This is a genomic window from Pantoea sp. GbtcB22 (assembly GCF_019091025.1).
Taxonomy (GTDB): domain Bacteria; phylum Pseudomonadota; class Gammaproteobacteria; order Enterobacterales; family Enterobacteriaceae; genus Pantoea; species Pantoea leporis.
Genome location: NZ_JAGXKB010000001.1, coordinates 170,598 through 190,456, shown reverse-complemented (window position 1 = coordinate 190,456; position 19,859 = coordinate 170,598). Strand labels below are relative to the sequence as shown.

Below are 19,859 nucleotides of genomic sequence, written 5' to 3'. Positions count from 1 at the left end.
CATCGGCTCCTTATTTTTCCCAGCTAAAGCGGCGTGCCAGTAACATCAGCGCCTGTTCGAGCAGTAACCCGACCACGCCAATCACCACGATGGCAATCAGGATGTTTTCCACATTGAGGTTGTTCCACTCGTTCCAAATCCAGAAACCGATACCGAGCCCACCGGTTAGCATTTCCGCAGCGACAATCACCAGCCATGCGATGCCCATCGATAAACGCATACCGGTTAACACTGCAGGCAGCACCGCCGGGAACAGAATGCGGCGCATCACTGTCCACTCATTGAGCCGCAGCACGCGCGCCACATTGAGATAATCCTGCGGAATTCGCTGTACGCCTTCGGCGGTGTTGATCACCATCGGCCAGATGGAGCAGATGAAAATGGTCCAGCTTGATGCCGGTTCAGCGCGCTGGAACAGCAGCAGGCCAATCGGCAACCAGGCAAGTGGACTGACCGGACGCAGCAACGCGATGATCGGGTTGAGCATGTGCGCGATAAAGGTAAAACGGCCAATCAGGAATCCGGCGGGAACGCCCACCAGCGCCGCCAGACCAAAGCCGATTGCCACCCGCTGCAGCGAGGCGACCACGTTCCAGCCGATGCCCTGATCGTTGGGCCCGTTGTTGTAAAACGGATCGGCAAACAGCGTGACGGCGGCTTGCCAGGTGGCATATGGCGTGGGGAAGCCTTTACTGGACATTGAAGCCAGTTGCCAGACAAACAGCAGCAGAATCAGGCCGCAACTGGCGGGGATTAGCCGCTGCAGCAGGGGACGGAGCCAGCGTTGACCCGGACGCGGTGCGGGCGTTACCTTGAGTGCAATCACCTGCGCCGGTGGCGCGGCGATCGGCGCGGTATTGAGCGAGCGTGCTTCAGATTTCATCATGACCTCACTTAACGGCGTTTAAGGGCAAAACTGTCGGCATAAGCGGCGGGATTGCTGCCGTCCCATACTTTGCCGTCGAACAGTGTGCTGCTGCGCATCTCGCCGGCTGGGACGCTAATGCCGCCCACCGCGCTGGCGGCCTGTTTGTAGATATCAATACGGTTGATCTGACGCGCCACTGCTGCATAATCAGGCGCGGTTTGCACCATGCCCCAGCGCTTCATCTGCGTCAGGAACCACATGCCGTCGGAAATCCACGGGAAGCTCACTTCACCGTCGCGGAAGAAGCGCATACCGTGCGCGTCCTGCCAGCGCTGACCGAGGCCATTTTCGTACTGACCGAGCATGCGCCCTTCCAGCGTTTCCACTTTGGTGTTGATCCACGCGCGTCCGGCCAGCACCTGCGCGGTCTCTTTGCGGTTAGCGTCGGAGGCATCGATCCAGCGCGCGGCTTCCAGCACTGCGGCGGTCAGCGCACGGGCGGTATTGGGGTTCTCTTGCACCCAGGCGGCGCGCGTGGCGAGAATTTTTTCCGGATGATCCGGCCAAATTTGCTGTGTGGTGGTGGCGGTAAAACCGATGTTGTCGCTGATAGCACGCTGGTTCCACGGCTCGCCAACGCAGAAGCCACTCATGTTGCCCATCTTCATGTTCATCACCATTTGCGGTGGCGGGACCACCACGGTGCGCACATCCTCAAACGGGTCGATACCGGCGTTGGCCAGCCAGTAATAGAGCCACATGGCGTGTGTACTGGTTGGGAAGGTATGCGCGAAGGTAAAGCTGCCTTTGGCTTGGCTGGCGATTAATTTTTGCAGGCTGGCCGCATCAGTAACTTTCTGATCTTTAAGCTGATTCGCCAGGGTGATGGCCTGCCCGTTGTTGTTGAGCGTCATCAGGTTAGCCATCTCATGCTGAGGCCCGGCAATGCCCAACTGCAGACCATAAATCATGCCGTACAACGCGTGCGCGGCATCCAATTCGCCAGCGGTGAGCTTGTCGCGCACCGCCGCCCAGCTGGCTTCTTTACTCGGTTGCAGCGTCAGACCGTATTTTTTATCGAAGCCTTTTACTGACGCCATCACCACCGGCGCGCAGTCGGTGAGCGGAATAAAGCCGACGCGAATGTTGCTCTTTTCGGGCGCATCGGAACCGGCAGCCCATACCGCATTGCGTAATCCCGGCAGTAGATAGCTGCCACCGACCGCCGCGCTACCCAGGAGAAATTGACGTCGTGACAATGTGAACCGCGTTTTGCTCATCATGCGCATCCTGAAAAAAAGAATAAAAAAAGGCGTCCTCCCGCATGTCGCAAAAACATGGGGCCGGACGCCTTTATCCAAAGCACTCGCTTCACCGCCGTTGGCGAAACAAATGCGCAATGTCTGTAAGGTATTGCAAAACCTGTGCCAAAAATATCAGGCCGTTTTATCAAGGCTGGCGCTATAAATGCGCTGATGATGCGTCGTTTTTGCACTGCGCTGACGCACTCTACGCACAGGGTTTGTGCAGCTACCTCCTTCGAGTTATGCCTTGAGCGTGGCGGCAACCGCCAGCACCGCCAGGGCTATTTCCAGCACCCGTTTGTTCTGGTTCATGGCGCTCTTACGCAGCGCCTGCCACGCATCCTGCTCGCTGAAACCGTGCTGCTGCATCAACCAGCTTTTCGCCTGATCGATAATTTTGCGTTCATCCAGTGACGCGCGCATCGAGGCGAGTTCATCGGCCTGCGTCTGCAGACGCTGCGACTGCTCACGGATCAACGCCAGCACCGAACGCCCGAGCTGGGGCGCGAGGCCATTGCTGTCCAGCGTGGTTTCAACGCCTGACAGCCAGCTGGCACCCGCGATATAAAGCGAGAAACTGGCCTCTTCTCCGATGGCTATCGGCGGAGATTCACTGTGCTGGGCAGCCGCAATCGCACACTGACAGCGATTCATCAGCGTGGCGCACAGTGTATCTTCAATCTGTTTCATCTGATCGAGACGCGAACTGAGCAGACTAAACCACTGCAACACGCCATTTTCACCGCACTGTGCGCCGGTGCAGGCGATGCGTCTTAGCCGCTCAATTTGGCTGCCGGCATCGGCTATCGCCTGCCAGCGTTGTAGATTTTCCGCATCAGAAAATTGGCTGAAAGTCGCAAAGCTTTGCTCCTGCGCAGCGATCAACACCTGAATGCGCTGCCGTTGCGTCTCGGTAAATTCACCGGCAGCGAATCCCGCCGAACCGGTGGCGCGCTCCTGTCCGGCCAGCTCTTTGCCTTGCATAAAGCTAAATAGCGCGATTAACGCACGCGAGATGTCCGGCTCACTGGCGGTATCCGCCGCTTCAAATACCAGATTGAGTAAGGTGCAGATGATGTGATTAAACGCATCCATCGCCTGCGCCTGCGTCACGGTGCGGCTGTGTACTTGCTGACGCAGCGCCGGCAGACTGTCCAGCGCCTGAAGCGCAGTCGCGATCAGCATGCAAAATCGGCTATAGCCGGGCTGCGCCTCTGCTTCCGGCAGCACCGCCATTGCACGCTGTTCGCGCAGTTCTACCTCCGCAGCGCGCTGTGCTAGCTCTTCACCAAACAGTCGACCAGCCGAGCACAGCCAGATATTGCTGGCTCCACGTTCACGCTGCAGCACATGGATCAATTCACTGATGGCGGTAATCTGTTCGCCGGTCCGCAGCAACCGTTGCAGGCTCGCAATCTCGCTGGCGCGGCTAGCACGTAGATAGTTCAAAGCCCGATTCATTGCTTTCTCCAGCGGTTTAGCGGTGTAAACAGAGGGTTAAGCAAAAGCCATGCCGTGCTGCGTTTAAACGTGGCAGAATTGGGCCCGGAAATTCCGAAATTGAGAAAATTGTTTCGCAAGGCAATCTTTTTTGCTTCATACAAATAGATTAATCTTATTTACCATTTTCGTTTGGTACTAACAGCGACCAAATGCCGTTGCGCTGCCTCGCATCGTTAACTGCAGCGAATAAATTAACTAAGCTTATCTATCACCGTGACTATGTGTTTTATATCATCGGCCTGCGCTGCTTTTTCGCCCGCTAGCACGGGATTTCTCATGGTGCAATGGTTTGAATTCTCAAAAGTCTTAGGTAGACTTAGTTCAGCACTATCTTTCTGTAATCTGTCTGTTTTTTTGATGGCTTTCTCGCTGCTTAATCTGCCTGCCTTAACGGCCCGTGCCGCAGATTACTCTGCAGCTAATCTGATGAAATTTGAGGATCATGGTGAATAAGAGTCTCGTGCTTGTGTTGCTGGCGGTATTAAGTCTGGCTGCTTGCAAAGCGCCACCGCCACCCGTTACAGATGACACGCTGGTAACCAGTGAAGTGAATGGCGTCCAACTGGTCCATCGTCATGCGGTGGCAGCACCTGGCGAATTCACGCCGGTCAATGAGAGTTATCGCGCGCTGTATGCTGCCTCGGTAATGACCACGCCTGATTATGGTGGCAAGGTAGTGCGCTATCTTGATAACGCCAAACCGTTTGAAGTGCTCGGCCGTGTTGAACACAGCTGGCTGGCAGTGGCTGATGAGCCTAACGGCCAGTTAATTGGCTATATTCCGCCGAAAGCGGGCGTGGAGAGCAGCCGTTACGACGCGACCATTCGAAGCGATCGTCCGCGCCCCCGCCGCAACAGCAAACAGGTTTGTGTGGCCGTTGGCGGCGCCAGCAAGGCTTGTCGCACTAACGATACCGCGACCTGGATTTTAGACTGATAATGCAATCCGGCGCACAATGCCCGCAGAAGCGCTTGCTCTGCGGGCTGTGATTTTCGCCCTTGCCTGGATAACCAAGATTTAATGACTCAGGATTCCCTTGCTCGCGATGGCATTGTCGCGGGCAATGATAACCTTTTGCTTAATGCCGCAGCACCCATCCTGAATGCCGTGGTACGTATACGGCAGGCCGCGACACATGACGATCCTGCCGGATTGCGCCAGTTACTGATCGAAGAGATCCGCCAATTCGAACAACGCTGTAAACAAGCGGGCTTACCTTTTGAGATGATTATCGGCGCGCGCTACTGCCTGTGCAGCGTGCTGGATGAAGCCGCAGCGCAAACGCCGTGGGGCACGCGCGGCGTGTGGTCCGGCAACGGCATGCTGGTCACCTTTCACAATGAAAGCTGGGGCGGAGAGAAAGTTTTCCAGCTGTTGTCGCGCGTATCGCAAAGCCCGCAGCAGCATCTGTGGCTGCTGGAACTGATCCACTATTGCCTGCTGCTTGGTTATGAAGGCCGTTATCGCGGCAGTGACAGCGGCCGCGCGCAGTGTGAAGCCATCCGCAAACGCCTGGCACAACTCATTACGGAACATCGCCCGGCGAGCGCCAATCCGGCAGTGCCACTGGTGGAAGTGCATCCGCTGGTCAGCACCCTGACGCGTCCGATGGTGCCGCTCTGGGCCTGCGTTACCCTGGCCACGCTGGTGGCGAGCCTGATTTACAGCGGGCTGAACTGGCGACTCGGCAACGCCGCCGAACCGCTGCTGCGCACCATCTATCAAACCCCGCTGCCACAAATCACGCCAGGACGTCGCCCTACTTCCCCTCAAGCGCTGCTCGATCTGCATCAACGTCTGAATGATGTGATTGCCGCCGGACAGCTGGAAGTGAGCGACGGCGCGTTCGGCAGCAAAGTGATCATCCCCGCTGACAAACTGTTCTCCAGCGACGGCACGGTGGTGAATCAGGTGGGACGGGCGCTGCTGGCGCATGTCGCCAGCGCAATGAAAACCGTTAAAGGCACGGTGTTGGTGTCGGTGTACACCGATAACAGCCCGGTCGATGGCCGTTTCGCCTCCAGCTACGAATTCTCCTCTGCGCGCGCACGCGCCATCATGCAGCTGCTTAATCCGCAGCTCGCGGAAGGTCACAGCGTGAAAGCGGAAGGTCGCGGCGACAGCAATCCGCTGCTGCCGAACGACAGTAATGAAAACCGCGCCCGCAATCGTCGGGTGGAAATCACCCTGTTTGTGACACCGGAAACCCTCGGCAATCATCAGGGAGGCCAATGATGCGCGCATCACTGCAACATCTGTTAACCCATCGCCTGCTGTGGAGCCTGATTGGCGTCACGGCATTGAGCTGCGTGCTGTGGATGCTCGGACCGCTGTGGAGCTGGGGCGATACGCGCCCGCTCGAGCCGGTATTGCCGCGCCAGTTAGCGGTGGGTCTGCTCTATCTGCTCTGGCTGCTGTTCCAGTTTATTCCTGCACTGTGGCGCGGCTGGTTTAATAGCAAGTTGCTCAACCGGCTGCAGCAGATGAGCCAGGAAGAGTTATCCGATCGTCAGGCCACCGAAACCCTGCTGGCGCAGCGCTTCAGTGAAGCAGCGCTGCGTTTAAAGCGCACCCAGTTTGGTCGTCGTCATCAGCAGAGCTGGCTGGCACGTTTTCAAAGTCACTACCTTTATCAGCTGCCGTGGTACGTGATGATTGGCGCGCCGGGCGCCGGTAAAACTACCGCGCTACTTAACGCTGGCCTGCAATTCCCGCTCACCGACAGCCTCGGCAAAGCGGCAATTCGCGGCGTGGGCGGCACGCGCCACTGCGATTGGTGGTTCACCGACAGTGCAGTGCTGATCGATACCGCCGGACGTTACGCGCTGCAGGAGAGCCAACGCGCGCGCGATGGCGCGGAGTGGCACAGTTTTATCAATCTGCTAAAGCGCTATCGCACCCGTCAGCCGATCAACGGCGTGATCATGACCATCAGCGTCTCCGATCTGCTGACCGATTCAGCCGAAGCGCGCCATGCGCAGGCCAGCGCGCTACGTGAACGCATGGCGGAGCTGCATCAGCACACCGGCATTCACTTCCCGGTGTATGTGATGGTGACCAAAACCGACCTGCTGAAAGGGTTTATGAGTTTTTACGGCACGCTCAGCAAGCCGCAGCGCGATGCGATTTGGGGCTTCACTTTCCCGTGGGAACCGGGCAAACCGCATAAAGACGACTGGCACCGCAGCTTCAGCCAGCAATATCAGCACTTAGAACAGCGTTTACAGCAGCAGCTGGCCGACGTCATGGCCGGCGAGCGCGATCTCACCCAGCGCGCCGACAGCTTCCTGTTCCCGCAAGAGTTCAGTTCGTTGCGTCCGCTGCTGAATGAGTATCTCGATGTGGTGTTTTCCAGCCATCAGGAGCCGATCGCCTGGTCGGCGCGCGGCCTGTTCTTCACCAGCGGCACGCAGGAAGGTTTACCGTTTGACCGCATCATGGGCGAGCTGAACCGCAAGCTGCAGCTGCCGCATACCGGTGAAAGCAGCCTCGCGGCGTGGAATAGCGTCGATCGCAGCAGTCCGATCCCCGGCAACAAAGGACAGAGTTTCTTTATCCGCGATTTGCTGAGCGATTTAGTGTTCCGCGAGAGCGGCCTGGCGGGCAGCAATCGCCATTGGGAATACCGCAACCGCTTGTTCCACTGGATCGGTTATGGCGTGCTGACCGGCGCACTGCTGCTGCTCTCCTGTTTGTGGCTCACCAGCTATATTCAGAATCAGCGTTATCTGGACCAGGTTGCCGAACGCCTCGCGCCGATCACCACCCAGAGTCAGCAGGTGATCCATCAGCCCGCCGATAATATTTTTGATCTGCTACCCTTCTTAAATAGCCTGGTGAAACTGCCGCTCTCCGAGCGTTTTTCCCTCGACAATCCACCGCTTACCATGCGCGTTGGGCTGTATCGCGGCAATCAGGTCAGCGATGCGGCGTGGGCGCTTTATCAAAATGCGCTTAAGTCTTTACTGCTGCCGCGCGTGGCGCAGCAGATCACCAATTTGCTGCGTGACGATCCGGGCACCGATAACGAGTACAGTCGCAATGCGCTGCGGGCCTATCAGATGCTCTATCAGCCGCGCAATTATGACGGCGAGTTTCTGCGTGGCTGGCTGATGCAAAACCTGCAGCGCACGCTGCCGGATGATGTCAGCGCGCGCGATTTGCAGCAGCTCGACTGGCATCTGAGCCAGCTGCTGGATCAGCAAATTCAGTCTTCGCCGTATGCGCGTGACAATGCGTTGATGATGCGCAAGCTTGCGGAGAATCTGAAAAATGCCGGTGACAGCAGCAACACGCTGGCGATTGCACCGCACGTTGTTTCGCAGCGATTGACCAGACACAGTGAGTAATGGTGAGGTAATCATGCCGACACACACTGCGCCGGGCTGGTACGGCAAGTTACCGGCCACCGGCGATTTTTTGCGCCAGCGTCTGAGCGAAAATACCGTGACGCCGTGGAGCCACTGGTTTCAGCAAGGATTACTGCACTGGCATCAGCAAGCCGATGCCAGCACCGCACAGTTTTTACGTGCGCCGGTGTGGAATTTTGTGTTACCGCTTTCGCCGCTGCGTCAGCAGGTGCAGATGGGCTGCCTGCTGCCGTCGTGCGATCGCGTGGGCCGCAGCTGGCCGCTACTGGCGCTGCGCAGCTTCCCGCTGAGCCACTGGCACAGCGCGCAGCTGGCGATGTCCGGCGACTGGTTTCAGGAACTGGGCGCGCTGCTGCTGCACGCGGTGCGCGATCGGCTCAATCCCGATGCGCTGGAGCAGCAGATGCAGCGCCTGTCACCGCTGCTGGTGCCGGATACGCAGCGCAGCGACATCATGGATGTGATTGGTTTTGATGATTTACCCTGCACGCTGAGCTGGCGTGAAGTGGCTGACAGATTCGATCCGCAGCAGCACATGAGCTACTGGTGGAGTAATCGCAGTGACGGTTTTAGCCATGCCACCCATAAACACAGTGGCCCGCTGACTGCGCAACTTTTTTCATTATTGTTTAACCCGGCGTCTGGTGCACAGCCGGGCCGCAACGGCCTCTATCCACCGATGTTTGAATAGGCCGTGGCGTTTGCCTTGTTAACGGGATGACTCATGCAATTTACCATTGTGCAGTGCAATACGGATGTGCCCGCCAAGACGGTAGCCTTTAAACCGCCCGGCGGCACCATCGGCCGCAGTCAGGATAACGATCTGGTGCTGCCTGACGAATCGCGCGCCATATCGCGTCTGCAGGCGCTGGTGCATCTTTCGCCGGAGGGCGAGTGCCGCCTGACCAATCAGGGCAGCGTCACGTCGGTGGTATTGAACGGCGTCGCGTTGCAACGCGGCTCGCAAGTGGCGTTGCAGGATGGCGACACGCTGCAAATCGGTGAGTATGGGCTCGAAGTCCGCGACCCTAACAACCTGAAAGCCCGCCAGGACGATCCGCTGGCGTTCTTTGCCGACAGCAGCGACGACCCGCTCGGTATGATGCAGGAGTCGGAGGTGATTCCCGAGCCGGTTGCGCGTCAGGAGCGCCGCAACGATCCGCGTCTGGCGATTGATCCGCAAAGCGATGCGCCGACGCTGCCAGCCATGTTGCCGGGCGTCTCTCAGGACAAACTAATTGCCGCGCTGCTGGAAGGGATGGGGCTGAACAACGGCCATCAAACCACCATCACCGAAGAGCAGATGCGCGTAACCGGTCGCATGCTGAGCCTGTTTTCGCAAGGCACCGTCGCCCTGCTCTCCTCGCGCTCGATCCTCAAGCGCGGCGTGAAAGCCGACATGACGATGATCCTCAATGAGGCGAATAACCCGTTCAAGATTCTGCCGTCCGGTAAAACCGTATTGATGCAGATGTATCAAAGCCAGATGCCGGGCTTTATGCCGCCGGAACCGGCGGTGCGCGATGCGCTGGTGGATTTGCAGGCGCATCAGCTCGGCATGATTGCCGGTATCCGCGCCATTATTGCCGCCATGCTGCAATCGTTTAACCCGCAGCGCTTAGAAGAAGAAGCACGCAAAGATGGCGTGCTGCCCAAAATGGCGTTCAGTACCGGACGCAAAGCGGCGCTGTGGGATTACTTCTCACGCCACTATCAACGTACCGCTGGCGAAATTGAGGATGACTTCCATACGCTGTTCGGCGAAGCCTTCCTGCATGCCTATGATATGGAAGTGAATCAATATAAAGATTCTCAAACGCGGACCGAAGACGCATGAAGATGATGTTTGCCAGCCGCTGCCAGCAAGGCATGCGCGACGAAAATCAGGATCGTACCGGCGCCGAGCTGGACGATCATAAAGCCTGTTTTCTGGTGTGTGACGGCGTCGCCGGTTTGCCTGGCGGTGATATCGCCGCGCAGCTGGTGCGCGATACGCTGCTAACGCAGCTGCAGCACAGTGCGACGTTCACCCCTGAAAGCACGCGCGCCGCCATCGAACACTGCCAGCAGGTGCTGATTGAGGCACAGGGAAACAATCCGAATTTTTCACGTATGAGCACCACGCTCGCCGCGCTGTTTATCGACCGCGAAAAACAGCGCGCATGGTGGGCGCACGCTGGCGACAGCCGGGTTTATCACTTCCGTCATGGGGTGCTAAATCAGGTGACGCGTGACCACAGTCTGGCCCAGCAGTTACGCGAGGCGGGCTATGAAAATACCGGCATTAACAGTAATTTACTCTATAATGCGCTCGGTGTTGAGCCTGCCCGTCCGGCCACTTTTAGCGAGGTGATTACGCTGGCCGATGGCGATGCGTTTCTGGTTTGCAGCGATGGATTCTGGCTCAATCTCACCACCCACGAAATGGAACTGGCCCTGCGCATGGTGAATGCCTGCGAAGAGTGGCTGACTTTGATGGAACAAGCCGTTAACCGCAGTGTTAAAAGCGACAATCTCAGCGCTCTGGCCGTCTGGATTGGCGAACCGCAGGAAGCGACGCTGCTTTATTCCCAGGCTGATGCGGCACGTTTTCTGCCGTCACGTTATTGATCCAAGGATGCTTATGAAAGTGTGGTTGACGGGCTTCGCAACCCTGTTGCTGGCCGTAAATGCGCAGGCAGAAGATTATCGCGTGGTGTATTCCCCGAGCCTGTCATTAGAAGTCTACATTGATGACGTGGCGAGCAAAGCGCCCAACGACTGGTGCAAAGAGACGCTGCCGCTGCGCATCGTCTCGGGCAAAAGCACCGACTCCAGCATCCTGACCAGCTTCCTGCCGCGCGTCGGTACGCTGCTGGCGAATCAGTGCGGCCTGCTGGATGAACTGCCGTGGCAGATGACCAATAAAGAGGGCAGCGTGCTGGCTAACGGCAGCGCGGCCAAATTACAGAACTGGCGCCCGATCGTGCTGAACGATGCCACCGCCAGCGCCACCACCAGCAATGCCGCGCCGCTCGATTTGTCACGCCCGGCGGATAGCACGCCGCTGCAGCACTTTGCCTTGCCGGGCGGCTGCCATTTCCGTACCTGGTGGGATGACAAAGGCGAATCGCTGTTTATCCCGGATAACCCGAATCAGCACTGCTCCACCGAAGGCTGGCTGGAAGGCCCGAGCGAAATGACGCTGATGAGCGCTGGCAAAACCCATAATCTGGCGCTGAACTTCTATCAGGGCTACCCGATTGCAGATTTGAAAATGAGCGGTCCGCCGCTGGAAGTGGTCTCGGTGAATAACCAGCGCATGATTGTTACGCGTCCGGATGCCGATGATAGCTGGTTAGTGCTGCCGTTTGATGCACAACAGCATGTGTGGCGTTTTAGCGGCACACTACTGGTGAAGATGGACAAAACCGCCGATCAGGGCAGCGATGTGCTGAAAAAGCGGGTTGAGACGTTACGCGGCGTTTGGTCGCCGCAATTTATGCCACAGCAAAAAGTGACTGTGTTACTGATTGACACCCTGCATGCGGATCTCGCCGATCCGGCGATTGGTGCCTGGCGTAACATTAATTAATTAGCGGTCGTTGCCTGCCGTCATCGTGATGACGGGGCGCTACAGGACGTGTTCAGAGAGTTCACTATGTCGGCAAACGAAAACCATACACCTAACGCCCTCCCTGCGGGCTACCGGTTTAATGAATTTGAAATCAAGGAAGTGATTGGCGGCGGCGGCTTCGGCATTGTTTATCGTGCCTGGGATCATCAGCTGGAACGCACCATCGCGATCAAAGAGTACATGCCCGTCTCGTTGGCGGTGCGTGCGGCGGATATGTCGCTGGAACTGCGCGGAGAGCGTTTCCATAAGCTGTTTACCGCCGGTCGTAATAGCTTTATTCAGGAGGCGCGCCTGCTGGCACGCTTCAATCATCCCGGCTTGCTGCACGTGCTGCGCTTCTGGGAAGAGAACGGCACCGCCTACATGGGCACGCTTTATTACAGCGGCATGACGCTGAAAGAGTGGCAGATCACCAGTCCGGACAGCATTGACGAGAACTGGATCCGTCGTCTGCTACCGCCGCTGTTTGGCGCCATTGATACTATCCACGCCGCCGGTTATCTGCATCGCGATATCTCGCTGGATAACATCCAGATTCAGGAAAACCAGCTGCCGGTGCTGCTTGATTTTGGCTCGGCGCGCAAAGAGATCGGCAACCTCTCGGATGAAACCGAGATCATGCTGAAGCCCGGCTTTGCGCCGATTGAGCAGTACAGCGAAGAAGGCGAAATAGAGCAAGGTCCGTGGACCGATATCTATGCGCTAGGCGCAGTGCTGCACAACCTGATCACCGGCCATGCACCGCCGGTGAGCGTGGTGCGCTGCATTGAGGATAACTATCAGCCGCTGGTGGAGCGCAAGCCGGAAGGCTATTCGCTGCCGCTGCTGCACGCTATTGACTGCGCGTTAGCCATGAAGCCAGCAGATCGTCCGCAAAGCATTGATGCCTTTGCCAGCTTGATCGATCTGCCGGTCAGCGATGTCGAAGCGCTCTCCACCACTATTCCGCTCGTGGCTGAGCCGGTTGTGCCGGTGGAGCCGAGTGTTGCAACGCCGGAACCGCAAGTGTTGGCCGTCAATCATGCTGCTGCTGCCGTGGAACCTTTGACGCCGCGCAACGTGCGTCGTTTGTCGCCAGGTTTAGTGGTGGCCGCTGCGATTGCGGTGCTGGCGGTTGTGGTGGTGGTTTGGAAAGCGAATCATCACAGCGAAGCACCGCCGGTTGCCGCCAGCACCGCGCCCGCTGCGCCTGCTGCCGCAGCAGGCAACAGTGTAGCGAGCAGCGCACCGACGGTGGCGACGGTTTATCTGCGTTTGCAGGCGGGTGAGAATGTGATGCTGAATGGCGAAGCCCGCGATGTGAAGCCCTCCTCCAGCGGATTCGCTTCACTGAATCTGGCGGCGGGGAACTATCGCATTGAGGTGCGTAACGGCAACCAGGTGCATAGCCAATCGCTGACCATCGATAAGCCGGGAACCTGGCTGATTAATCCGGCGCAGTAATCCGTATCAGCGCGCTGCCGAATGACTCTGCAGCGCTCTGACATCTGCTGCCAGGCGCGTCAATGCCGCTTCCTGCATGCCACGTTTGCCTAGCTCCTGCTCCAGCGCGTAGAGGTATTGTGCGTTGGTGCCGAGCGGACCGCTGGCCTGAGCAATCAACGGCGCAATGGTGCTGCGGCAGGAATCGGTTTCATAAAGCGGATGACGCGGATCCATGATAAACACCAGCGCGGTAACGTTGCGTCCATCCTCCAGCTCCAGTTCACACCAGGTTGGCAGATAGCAGCCGGTGATCATTTCACGCTTCCACAGCAGCTCCAGCTCATCATGCAAACGCGATTCCGGTAAGCGGAACGCCAGTCCGCTGGTGGAACCGCCCTCTTTCAGCGCCAGCATGCGGCCAGGCGCGGTTACGGTGCCGCGACCGGCAATCAGACGCAGGCAAAACGCACGGTGCCAGCCCTCTAAACGACCCGGTGCCACTTCGGCCGCTTCAAAAATGGGATTCCACATCAGCGAGCCGTAGCCAAAAATCCACACCGGGCTTTGGTCAGGACGACAGGCCAGCGTCGCGGACAGCGATGCCGCACGCTTTTCACAGCTCCAGAACAGCGCTTCATCAATATCGCCAAACGATGTTTTACAATCTGCTTTTAACAAAAATTCCCGCGTTAACACTGTGGTCTCCTCTACTACGCTTACATCTTGCCGGTGTGGTTCCTCAAAACTGATGTCTACAGGCGACGCTCATTGCATCGTCTTAAGAGAAGACATTAATTCATTTTTAACAAAACATTCAAGATTGACCCCGATCACAAAAGGGAAATTCTGTGTAAATAGCATCGGCTGCCTGGTGAGGAACTTGAATGGCGAAGGGAAAAGTGCGAGGCGGGCCGCACCGGCCCGCAAAACAAACTAGTTTTTAGGGTGCCACTTGTCATCGTCACCTTTTGAGTACTCATGCTTGACTGCTGCCCAGGCGACTTTGTGTGCCACCTCTTCGCGCGACTCATCGCCACGCCGGTCGTCGGGATCTTTGTATTGGTCCCAGGCGCTGTTAAAGGTCTTTTGATAGATGGTTTGTGCGTGAGCCGGCAGGACATGACGCACGCTGTCTGGCAGCTCTTTGTTTGATGAATAAGGCATATTTCCTCCTGTTTCATACCCAGGGTTTAAGTCTGGATCATCTGGGTCAAAACGCAAACTGGTACTTTCACTGGCAGATGGCGTAAAACAGGTTTAAACCTCTATAAACTTCACCCTATACGACGATTAAACAGACCAATCTCATCTTTAATTGGGTGAGTGACTCATGCAACATAATGAATACAGGCGTTAATCCAGCGATAACACACTCTTTTGCCGTGTTATGCATAATAAACGCTTTTGGTAAAATCGCGTAAAGTCACAGCAGCACAGCTGATGAAAAGTTACACTGCGTTACGTCAGAAAACTCATTATATTTATCAGGCAATGATTGCCTGCTTTGTACTTTTTCCGGAGAGGATGGTAAATGCCTGGACATGAGAAAACCCGCCATACCGAGTACTCACTGATTTTCCCCGTTGCTGCGCTGGCGGTGCTGAGCTTCTTCGGCAACCAGACAGCGCTTCTGCCGGTTATCGGCATCAACCTGTTGGCATTAGTTGCCATTCTGTTTAGCGCCTTCAGCGTCGTGCGTCACGCCGACGTGCTGGCACACCGTTTAGGCGAACCTTATGGCTCGCTGATTCTCAGTCTTTCCGTCGTCATACTTGAAGTGAGTCTGATCTCCGCGCTGATGGCCACCGGTGATGCCGCGCCCGCGCTAATGCGCGACACGCTCTACTCGATCATCATGATTGTGACCGCCGGTTTAGTCGGCTTTGCCCTGCTGCTGGGCGGACGCAAGTTTGCCACGCAGTACGTTAATCTGGCGGGCGTAAAACAGTACATGATCGCCATTTTCCCGCTGGCGATTCTGGTGCTGGTGTTCCCCAATGCGTTACCTGGCGGTAACTTCACGACCACGCAGGCGCTGATCATCGCGGCGATTTCTGCGGCCATGTACGGCGTGTTCCTGCTGATTCAAACCAAAACCCACCAAAGCCTGTTCGTTTATGAGCATGAAGATGATGGCGACGATCCGCACCACGGTAAGCCTTCTGCGCACAGCTCGTTGTGGCACACCGCATGGCTGATCGTGCATCTGATTGCGGTGATTAGCGTGACCAAGATGAACGCCAATCCCCTGGAGAGTCTGCTGACAGAACTGAACGCCCCGGCGCAGTTCACCGGCTTCCTGGTGGCGCTGTTGATCCTGTCGCCGGAAGGTTTAGGTGCAATCAAAGCGGTACTGATGAATCAGGTCCAGCGCGCAATGAATCTGTTCTTCGGTTCGGTGCTGGCGACCATTTCGTTGACGGTGCCTGCAGTGACCATCATCGCTACCCTGACCGACCAGCAATTGGTGTTCGGCCTTGAGCCACCGCAGATGGTGATCATGAGCGCCGTGCTGATCCTGTGTCACATCTCGTTCTCAACGGGCCGCACCAACGTGTTAAACGGTGCCGCGCATCTGGCACTGTTTGCCGGGTATTTGTTGACGATTATGCTGTAAGACTAGCGGTCGGCATAGATGCCAACCATACGGAAATCGTGCATGTTGTAGGATCGCCATAAATGGCGACAAGCCAATAAAAAAGGCGCCATCGGCGCCTTTTTCACATTTCAAAACAATCAGTTGCTGGTATCCAGCTCTGGGAAGCTCTTCACCAGATCGTCGATTGCTTTCATCTGCACCAGGAAGGGTTCCAGCTTATCCAGCGGCAGCGCGGATGGACCGTCGCATTTGGCGCTGTTTGGCTCTGGGTGCGCTTCGATGAACAGGCCAGCAATGCCAACCGCCATGCCGGCACGCGCCAGCTCGGCGACCTGCGCACGACGACCGCCTGACGCAGCGCCGAACGGATCGCGCGTTTGCAGCGCGTGGGTAACGTCGAAGATCACTGGGCTATTTTGGGTGACGTTCTTCATCACGTTGAAGCCGAGCATATCGACAACCAGGTTGTCATAGCCGAAGTTGCTGCCGCGATCGCACAGGATAACCTGATCGTTGCCGCCTTCGACGAATTTGTCGTAGATGTTACCCATCTGGCCTGGGCTAACAAACTGGGGCTTCTTGACGTTGATTACCGCGCCGGTTTTCGCCATCGCTTCCACCAAATCGGTCTGACGCGCGAGGAAGGCCGGCAGCTGAATCACATCAACCACGTCAGCCACCGGCTGCGCCTGCGATGCTTCATGCACATCGGTGATGATTTTCACGCCGAAAGCCTGCTTCAGCTCCTGGAAAATCTTCATGCCCTCTTCCAGGCCAGGACCACGATAAGATTTGATTGAAGAGCGGTTCGCTTTATCAAAAGAGGCTTTGAATACGTAAGGGATCCCGAGTTTGTCGGTGACCTCAACGTAGTGTTCGCAGATGCGCATGGCGAGATCGCGCGATTCCAGCACGTTCATGCCGCCGAAGAGAACGAATGGCAGATCGTTTGCGACCTTGATATCGCCGATATTCACTACTTTCTGTGTCATGCCCTTTCCTTTCCTTTTATCGGGTAACGCTTAGTGCAGCGTTACCTGTTTCTGTTCAATTGCGTGAATCTGCACTTTAATCATCTCGCTGACCGGATCTTCAGGACACTGTTCAACGAAATAGGTCAAATCATTCAGCGCGATGTGTTCACACTCTAATTGCGCGTAAATCAAACCACGGTCGCGAATCTCGTAAGGATCGTCAGGATCGATCTGCAGCAGCACTTTGCTGACGTTCAGCGCCAGCTCCATCTGCTTCTCTTCCATCAGCGCGGATTTCAAGGTGTCGAGCATCTTGCGCATCACGTTGATGGTCTTGGCTTCGTCGAGATCGTCGTTATACAGCTTGGCGGTTGGGCTGATGTTGCCTTTCAGCCACACTTCCAGCGTATGCGTATCCAGCGTTTCGCCGTTGAACGGGTTGATCAGCCACATTTCGCCATCTAACCAGTCGGCACGCAGAATCAGCTGTGTCGGGAAAATCACCGGCATCAGCGGCAATTCCAGCTCATCGGCGATGTGCAGCAGGATCACGCCCAGCGACACCGCCGTGCCCTGACGGCTCTTCAAGACTTTGTCGATCCACAGCGCGTCGGAGAGATTGTAGACGCCGCTGGCGCCGCCAAATCCCCACTGACGATAGAACAGCTCCAGCAGCTTACCCAGCTGCAAATCGGCGTCCTGTTCGCTGCTGACAAACTCACGGGCTTCATCTACCAGCGCCGCCAACTGTTGTTGCACAGAAGGCGCGGAAAAATCATTGCGTATGGCGCATGTGGCACCAATCACCGCTTCACTCAACGGTGTTTTACTGTAATCGAGTTGCTCTGGCGAGGTCATACAATCCCCAATAACGGCATTTTGGTCATCGCCAGCTTAATCACAAACAGCAACGCTACGATTGCAATCAGGAAGGCGATCCAACGTGTCCCCATTTTACGTGGGCGACGGCTCAATGCCACGGAACCTAAGGCGATGTAGATAATAACCGCTAACAGCTTCTCCGTCAGCCAGCTTCCTTGCGGTGTGAACGGATAAAAATGCGTAATCATCACCAGCAGCGCACCGCTTAACAGCAAAAAGGTGTCGTTAACGTGCGGCGCAATGCGCACCCAGCGGCGTTGCAGCATCGCTGAGCCGGTGGTTTGCCAGTAGAAGCGCAGCAAAAACAGACAAATCGTCAGCGCGACGGTCAGCAAGTGAAAATGTTTAATCAGGGGATACCAGCTCGCCATCGTTATTCCTTATTAAAAAATTGTCCTAGTGTGACGCGCGGATTACCGCCGTAATCGTCAACGGTGCTCACCGCCTGATAACCATGCTGCGTCATGATGGCGCGCACGGCATCACCTTGCTGCCAGCCATGTTCCAGCAGCAGCCAGCCGCCAGCGTGCAGCCAGTGCGGTGCGGTGTGAATGATAAAACGTAAATCGGCCAAACCCTGATCGTCCGCCACTAACGCGCTGCGCGGTTCAAAGCGCACGTCGCCCTGCTGCAGATGTTCATCGGCGGCATCAATATAGGGGGGATTACTGACAATCAGATCAAAACGTTGGGCGGGAAGATCGTTAAACCAGTTGCTGAGGATGAAGCGGGCGTTATCAATGTGCAGACGCTGCGCATTGTCCTGCGCCAGTTCCACCGCCGCCGCGATGCGATCGCAGCCGATAACCTGGCAGCCTGGCCGTTCGCTGGCCAGCGCCAGCGCAATCGCGCCGGTGCCGGTGCCTAAATCCAGCAGTGAAGTCGCGGCGGCAGGCAGATGCGCCAGCGCTTGCTCCACCAGCACTTCGGTGTCCGGACGCGGGATCAGCGTGGCATCACTGACGCGCAACGGCAGCGACCAGAATTCACGCTCGCCGACCAGATGCGCAATCGGCTCGCCGTTGACGCGGCGCGCCAGCAGCGCATTCAGTTGTTCCAGCTGCTGCGCGTCCAGTTCCGCATCGTCAAAGGCAATCAGCCAACTGCGCGCTTTGCCCGTCACAAAACCCAGCAATATTTCCGCATCGCGCTTCGGGCTGTCGCCGCCACAGAGCGCTACCACAGCCTGCTGTAGCCAGCGACGGATGATCATTAATCCTGTCCAGCCAGCGCGGCCAGCTGATCGGCTTGATACTCCTGCACAATCGGCTCTATCAGCGCATCCAGCTTGCCTTCCATCACCTCATCGAGACGGTAAACCGTGAGGTTGATGCGGTGATCGGTGACGCGGCCCTGCGGGAAGTTGTAGGTGCGGTTACGATCCGAACGGTCGCCGCTGCCGAGCAGGTTACGACGCGTCGAAGCTTCAGCGGCATTACGCTTTGCCGTTTCCGCCGCGTGAATACGCGCACCCAACACCGCCAAGGCTTTGGCTTTGTTTTTGTGCTGTGAACGTTCGTCCTGACACTCCACCACAATGCCAGTTGGCAAGTGGGTGATACGAATCGCGGAATCGGTGGTGTTAACGTGCTGACCACCGGCACCGGAAGAACGGAAGGTGTCGATTTTCAAATCGCCGGCGTTGATTTCCGGCATTTCCGCTTCGGGCAGTTCCGGCATGACCGCAACGGTACAAGCCGAGGTGTGAATACGGCCCTGCGATTCGGTTTCTGGCACGCGCTGTACGCGATGGCCGCCCGATTCAAACTTAAAGCGGCCATACGCGCCATCGCCGATGATGCGGGCGATCACTTCTTTATAGCCGCCGTGCTCACCTTCGTTGGCGCTGATGATCTCAACCTGACAGCGACGCGCTTCGGCGTAACGGCTGTACATACGGAACAGATCGCCGGCAAAAATCGCCGCTTCATCACCTCCGGTACCGGCGCGCACTTCGACAAAGCACGAACGTTCATCGTCGGGATCTTTCGGCAGCAGCAGCACTTGCAGCTGTTGTTCCAGCGCTTCACGCTTCTCGCGTGACAGCTTTAATTCTTCCTGCGCCATCTCGCGCATTTCCGGGTCTTCCAGCATCATTTCGGCAGTTTCAACGTCTTCCTGCACCTGCTGCCATTCGCGGAAACAACGGGTGACGTCGCTAAGCTGGGCATATTCGCGTGATAACGCACGGAAACGATCCTGATCGGCAATCACGCCGGCATCGCCCAGCAACGCTTCCACTTCCTCGTGGCGTTCCTGGAGCGCTTCCAGCTTGGCAACAATAGAGCTCTTCATGTAATAGCGGGTATCCCAGTGA

19 protein-coding genes are annotated in these 19,859 nt (G+C 56.9%); 9 read left to right on the top strand and 10 right to left on the bottom strand.

Annotated features, from left to right (window positions below; all coding sequences use genetic code 11):
- Window positions 1-10: 10 nt before the first annotated feature.
- The 3 genes from ntrB to KVT28_RS00900 all read right to left on the bottom strand — a co-directional run bounded on the left by ntrB (window position 11) and on the right by KVT28_RS00900 (window position 3,633).
- Window positions 11-883 (bottom strand): nitrate ABC transporter permease, encoded by an 873-nt coding sequence (gene ntrB / locus KVT28_RS00910; RefSeq protein ID WP_217547513.1) that lies wholly within the window; start codon window positions 881-883, stop codon window positions 11-13.
- Between the two features lie 11 nt (window positions 884-894).
- A complete protein-coding gene (locus KVT28_RS00905; protein WP_110866338.1) occupies window positions 895-2,148 on the bottom strand; it encodes a CmpA/NrtA family ABC transporter substrate-binding protein in 1,254 nt (417 codons plus the stop codon).
- Window positions 2,149-2,412: 264 nt separating this feature from the next.
- Complete coding sequence (locus KVT28_RS00900) at window positions 2,413-3,633, bottom strand: nitrate regulatory protein (RefSeq protein ID WP_101764125.1); 1,221 nt, start codon at window positions 3,631-3,633, stop codon at window positions 2,413-2,415.
- Window positions 3,634-4,120: 487 nt separating this feature from the next.
- On the opposite strand from KVT28_RS00900, the gene KVT28_RS00895 reads away from it, so the two are divergent.
- From KVT28_RS00895 to KVT28_RS00860, 8 genes are all read left to right on the top strand, one after another.
- Window positions 4,121-4,612, top strand: a complete 492-nt coding sequence (locus KVT28_RS00895; protein WP_101764607.1) for a hypothetical protein — start codon at window positions 4,121-4,123, stop codon at window positions 4,610-4,612.
- Between the two features lie 84 nt (window positions 4,613-4,696).
- Window positions 4,697-5,911, top strand: a complete 1,215-nt coding sequence (gene icmH, locus KVT28_RS00890) for a type IVB secretion system protein IcmH/DotU (RefSeq protein ID WP_101764124.1) — start codon at window positions 4,697-4,699, stop codon at window positions 5,909-5,911.
- On the top strand, window positions 5,911-8,025 hold the full coding sequence (tssM, locus tag KVT28_RS00885) for a type VI secretion system membrane subunit TssM (RefSeq protein ID WP_217547510.1): 2,115 nt from the start codon (window positions 5,911-5,913) through the stop codon (window positions 8,023-8,025). Before icmH ends, tssM begins: the two co-directional genes overlap by 1 nt.
- Before the next feature lie 13 nt (window positions 8,026-8,038).
- On the top strand, window positions 8,039-8,737 hold the full coding sequence (gene tagF / locus KVT28_RS00880; RefSeq protein ID WP_110866339.1) for a type VI secretion system-associated protein TagF: 699 nt from the start codon (window positions 8,039-8,041) through the stop codon (window positions 8,735-8,737).
- A 33-nt stretch (window positions 8,738-8,770) separates the two neighbouring features.
- Window positions 8,771-9,883, top strand: a complete 1,113-nt coding sequence (tagH, locus tag KVT28_RS00875; protein WP_217546375.1) for a type VI secretion system-associated FHA domain protein TagH — start codon at window positions 8,771-8,773, stop codon at window positions 9,881-9,883.
- Entirely contained in the window at window positions 9,880-10,656 is a 777-nt protein-coding gene (locus tag KVT28_RS00870) for a PP2C family serine/threonine-protein phosphatase (protein ID WP_137385968.1), read from the top strand. Before tagH ends, KVT28_RS00870 begins: the two co-directional genes overlap by 4 nt.
- 13 nt (window positions 10,657-10,669) lie before the next feature.
- Window positions 10,670-11,620, top strand: a complete 951-nt coding sequence (locus tag KVT28_RS00865) for a hypothetical protein (protein WP_110866342.1) — start codon at window positions 10,670-10,672, stop codon at window positions 11,618-11,620.
- 66 nt (window positions 11,621-11,686) lie between these two features.
- A complete protein-coding gene (locus KVT28_RS00860; RefSeq protein ID WP_217546373.1) occupies window positions 11,687-13,105 on the top strand; it encodes a serine/threonine-protein kinase in 1,419 nt (472 codons plus the stop codon).
- Between the two features lie 6 nt (window positions 13,106-13,111).
- Here the strand turns inward: KVT28_RS00860 and KVT28_RS00855 are convergent, their stop codons facing one another.
- Window positions 13,112-13,783 (bottom strand): gamma-glutamylcyclotransferase, encoded by a 672-nt coding sequence (locus KVT28_RS00855; RefSeq protein WP_168197458.1) that lies wholly within the window; start codon window positions 13,781-13,783, stop codon window positions 13,112-13,114.
- Between the two features lie 237 nt (window positions 13,784-14,020).
- Complete coding sequence (gene chaB, locus KVT28_RS00850; protein ID WP_217546371.1) at window positions 14,021-14,251, bottom strand: putative cation transport regulator ChaB; 231 nt, start codon at window positions 14,249-14,251, stop codon at window positions 14,021-14,023.
- 367 nt (window positions 14,252-14,618) lie between these two features.
- Between chaB and chaA the strand changes: the two genes are divergently transcribed.
- On the top strand, window positions 14,619-15,704 hold the full coding sequence (chaA, locus tag KVT28_RS00845; protein WP_101764115.1) for a sodium-potassium/proton antiporter ChaA: 1,086 nt from the start codon (window positions 14,619-14,621) through the stop codon (window positions 15,702-15,704).
- 119 nt (window positions 15,705-15,823) lie between these two features.
- Here chaA and kdsA read toward each other — a convergent pair whose 3' ends face one another.
- The 5 genes from kdsA to prfA are packed head-to-tail and all read right to left on the bottom strand — an operon-like array spanning window position 15,824 to window position 19,837.
- Window positions 15,824-16,678, bottom strand: a complete 855-nt coding sequence (gene kdsA / locus KVT28_RS00840; protein ID WP_101764114.1) for a 3-deoxy-8-phosphooctulonate synthase — start codon at window positions 16,676-16,678, stop codon at window positions 15,824-15,826.
- A gap of 30 nt (window positions 16,679-16,708) precedes the next feature.
- Entirely contained in the window at window positions 16,709-17,518 is an 810-nt protein-coding gene (gene sirB1 / locus KVT28_RS00835; protein ID WP_101764113.1) for an invasion regulator SirB1, read from the bottom strand.
- The gene (locus KVT28_RS00830) at window positions 17,515-17,913 is read right to left on the bottom strand and encodes a SirB2 family protein (RefSeq protein ID WP_101764112.1); all 399 of its coding nucleotides are present in this window, start codon (window positions 17,911-17,913) and stop codon (window positions 17,515-17,517) included. The genes sirB1 and KVT28_RS00830 overlap by 4 nt, the downstream gene beginning before the upstream one ends.
- A 2-nt stretch (window positions 17,914-17,915) precedes the next feature.
- Window positions 17,916-18,755 (bottom strand): peptide chain release factor N(5)-glutamine methyltransferase, encoded by an 840-nt coding sequence (prmC, locus tag KVT28_RS00825; RefSeq protein WP_101764111.1) that lies wholly within the window; start codon window positions 18,753-18,755, stop codon window positions 17,916-17,918.
- On the bottom strand, window positions 18,755-19,837 hold the full coding sequence (prfA, locus tag KVT28_RS00820; protein WP_217546369.1) for a peptide chain release factor 1: 1,083 nt from the start codon (window positions 19,835-19,837) through the stop codon (window positions 18,755-18,757). The genes prmC and prfA overlap by 1 nt, the downstream gene beginning before the upstream one ends.
- Between the last annotated feature and the right edge of the window lie 22 nt (window positions 19,838-19,859).

Bases quoted from the DNA above. Each gene is read 5' to 3' on its own strand.
- ntrB (WP_217547513.1), bottom strand. From the start codon at position 883: ATGAAATCTGAAGCACGCTCGCTCAATACCGCGCCGATCGCCGCGCCA.
- KVT28_RS00905 (WP_110866338.1), bottom strand. From the start codon at position 2,148: ATGAGCAAAACGCGGTTCACATTGTCACGACGTCAATTTCTCCTGGGT.
- KVT28_RS00900 (WP_101764125.1), bottom strand. From the start codon at position 3,633: ATGAATCGGGCTTTGAACTATCTACGTGCTAGCCGCGCCAGCGAGATT.
- icmH (WP_101764124.1), top strand. From the start codon at position 4,697: ATGACTCAGGATTCCCTTGCTCGCGATGGCATTGTCGCGGGCAATGAT.
- tssM (WP_217547510.1), top strand. From the start codon at position 5,911: ATGCGCGCATCACTGCAACATCTGTTAACCCATCGCCTGCTGTGGAGC.
- tagF (WP_110866339.1), top strand. From the start codon at position 8,039: ATGCCGACACACACTGCGCCGGGCTGGTACGGCAAGTTACCGGCCACC.
- tagH (WP_217546375.1), top strand. From the start codon at position 8,771: ATGCAATTTACCATTGTGCAGTGCAATACGGATGTGCCCGCCAAGACG.
- KVT28_RS00870 (WP_137385968.1), top strand. From the start codon at position 9,880: ATGAAGATGATGTTTGCCAGCCGCTGCCAGCAAGGCATGCGCGACGAA.
- KVT28_RS00865 (WP_110866342.1), top strand. From the start codon at position 10,670: ATGAAAGTGTGGTTGACGGGCTTCGCAACCCTGTTGCTGGCCGTAAAT.
- KVT28_RS00860 (WP_217546373.1), top strand. From the start codon at position 11,687: ATGTCGGCAAACGAAAACCATACACCTAACGCCCTCCCTGCGGGCTAC.
- chaB (WP_217546371.1), bottom strand. From the start codon at position 14,251: ATGCCTTATTCATCAAACAAAGAGCTGCCAGACAGCGTGCGTCATGTC.
- chaA (WP_101764115.1), top strand. From the start codon at position 14,619: ATGCCTGGACATGAGAAAACCCGCCATACCGAGTACTCACTGATTTTC.
- kdsA (WP_101764114.1), bottom strand. From the start codon at position 16,678: ATGACACAGAAAGTAGTGAATATCGGCGATATCAAGGTCGCAAACGAT.
- sirB1 (WP_101764113.1), bottom strand. From the start codon at position 17,518: ATGACCTCGCCAGAGCAACTCGATTACAGTAAAACACCGTTGAGTGAA.
- KVT28_RS00830 (WP_101764112.1), bottom strand. From the start codon at position 17,913: ATGGCGAGCTGGTATCCCCTGATTAAACATTTTCACTTGCTGACCGTC.
- prmC (WP_101764111.1), bottom strand. From the start codon at position 18,755: ATGATCATCCGTCGCTGGCTACAGCAGGCTGTGGTAGCGCTCTGTGGC.
- prfA (WP_217546369.1), bottom strand. From the start codon at position 19,837: ATGAAGAGCTCTATTGTTGCCAAGCTGGAAGCGCTCCAGGAACGCCAC.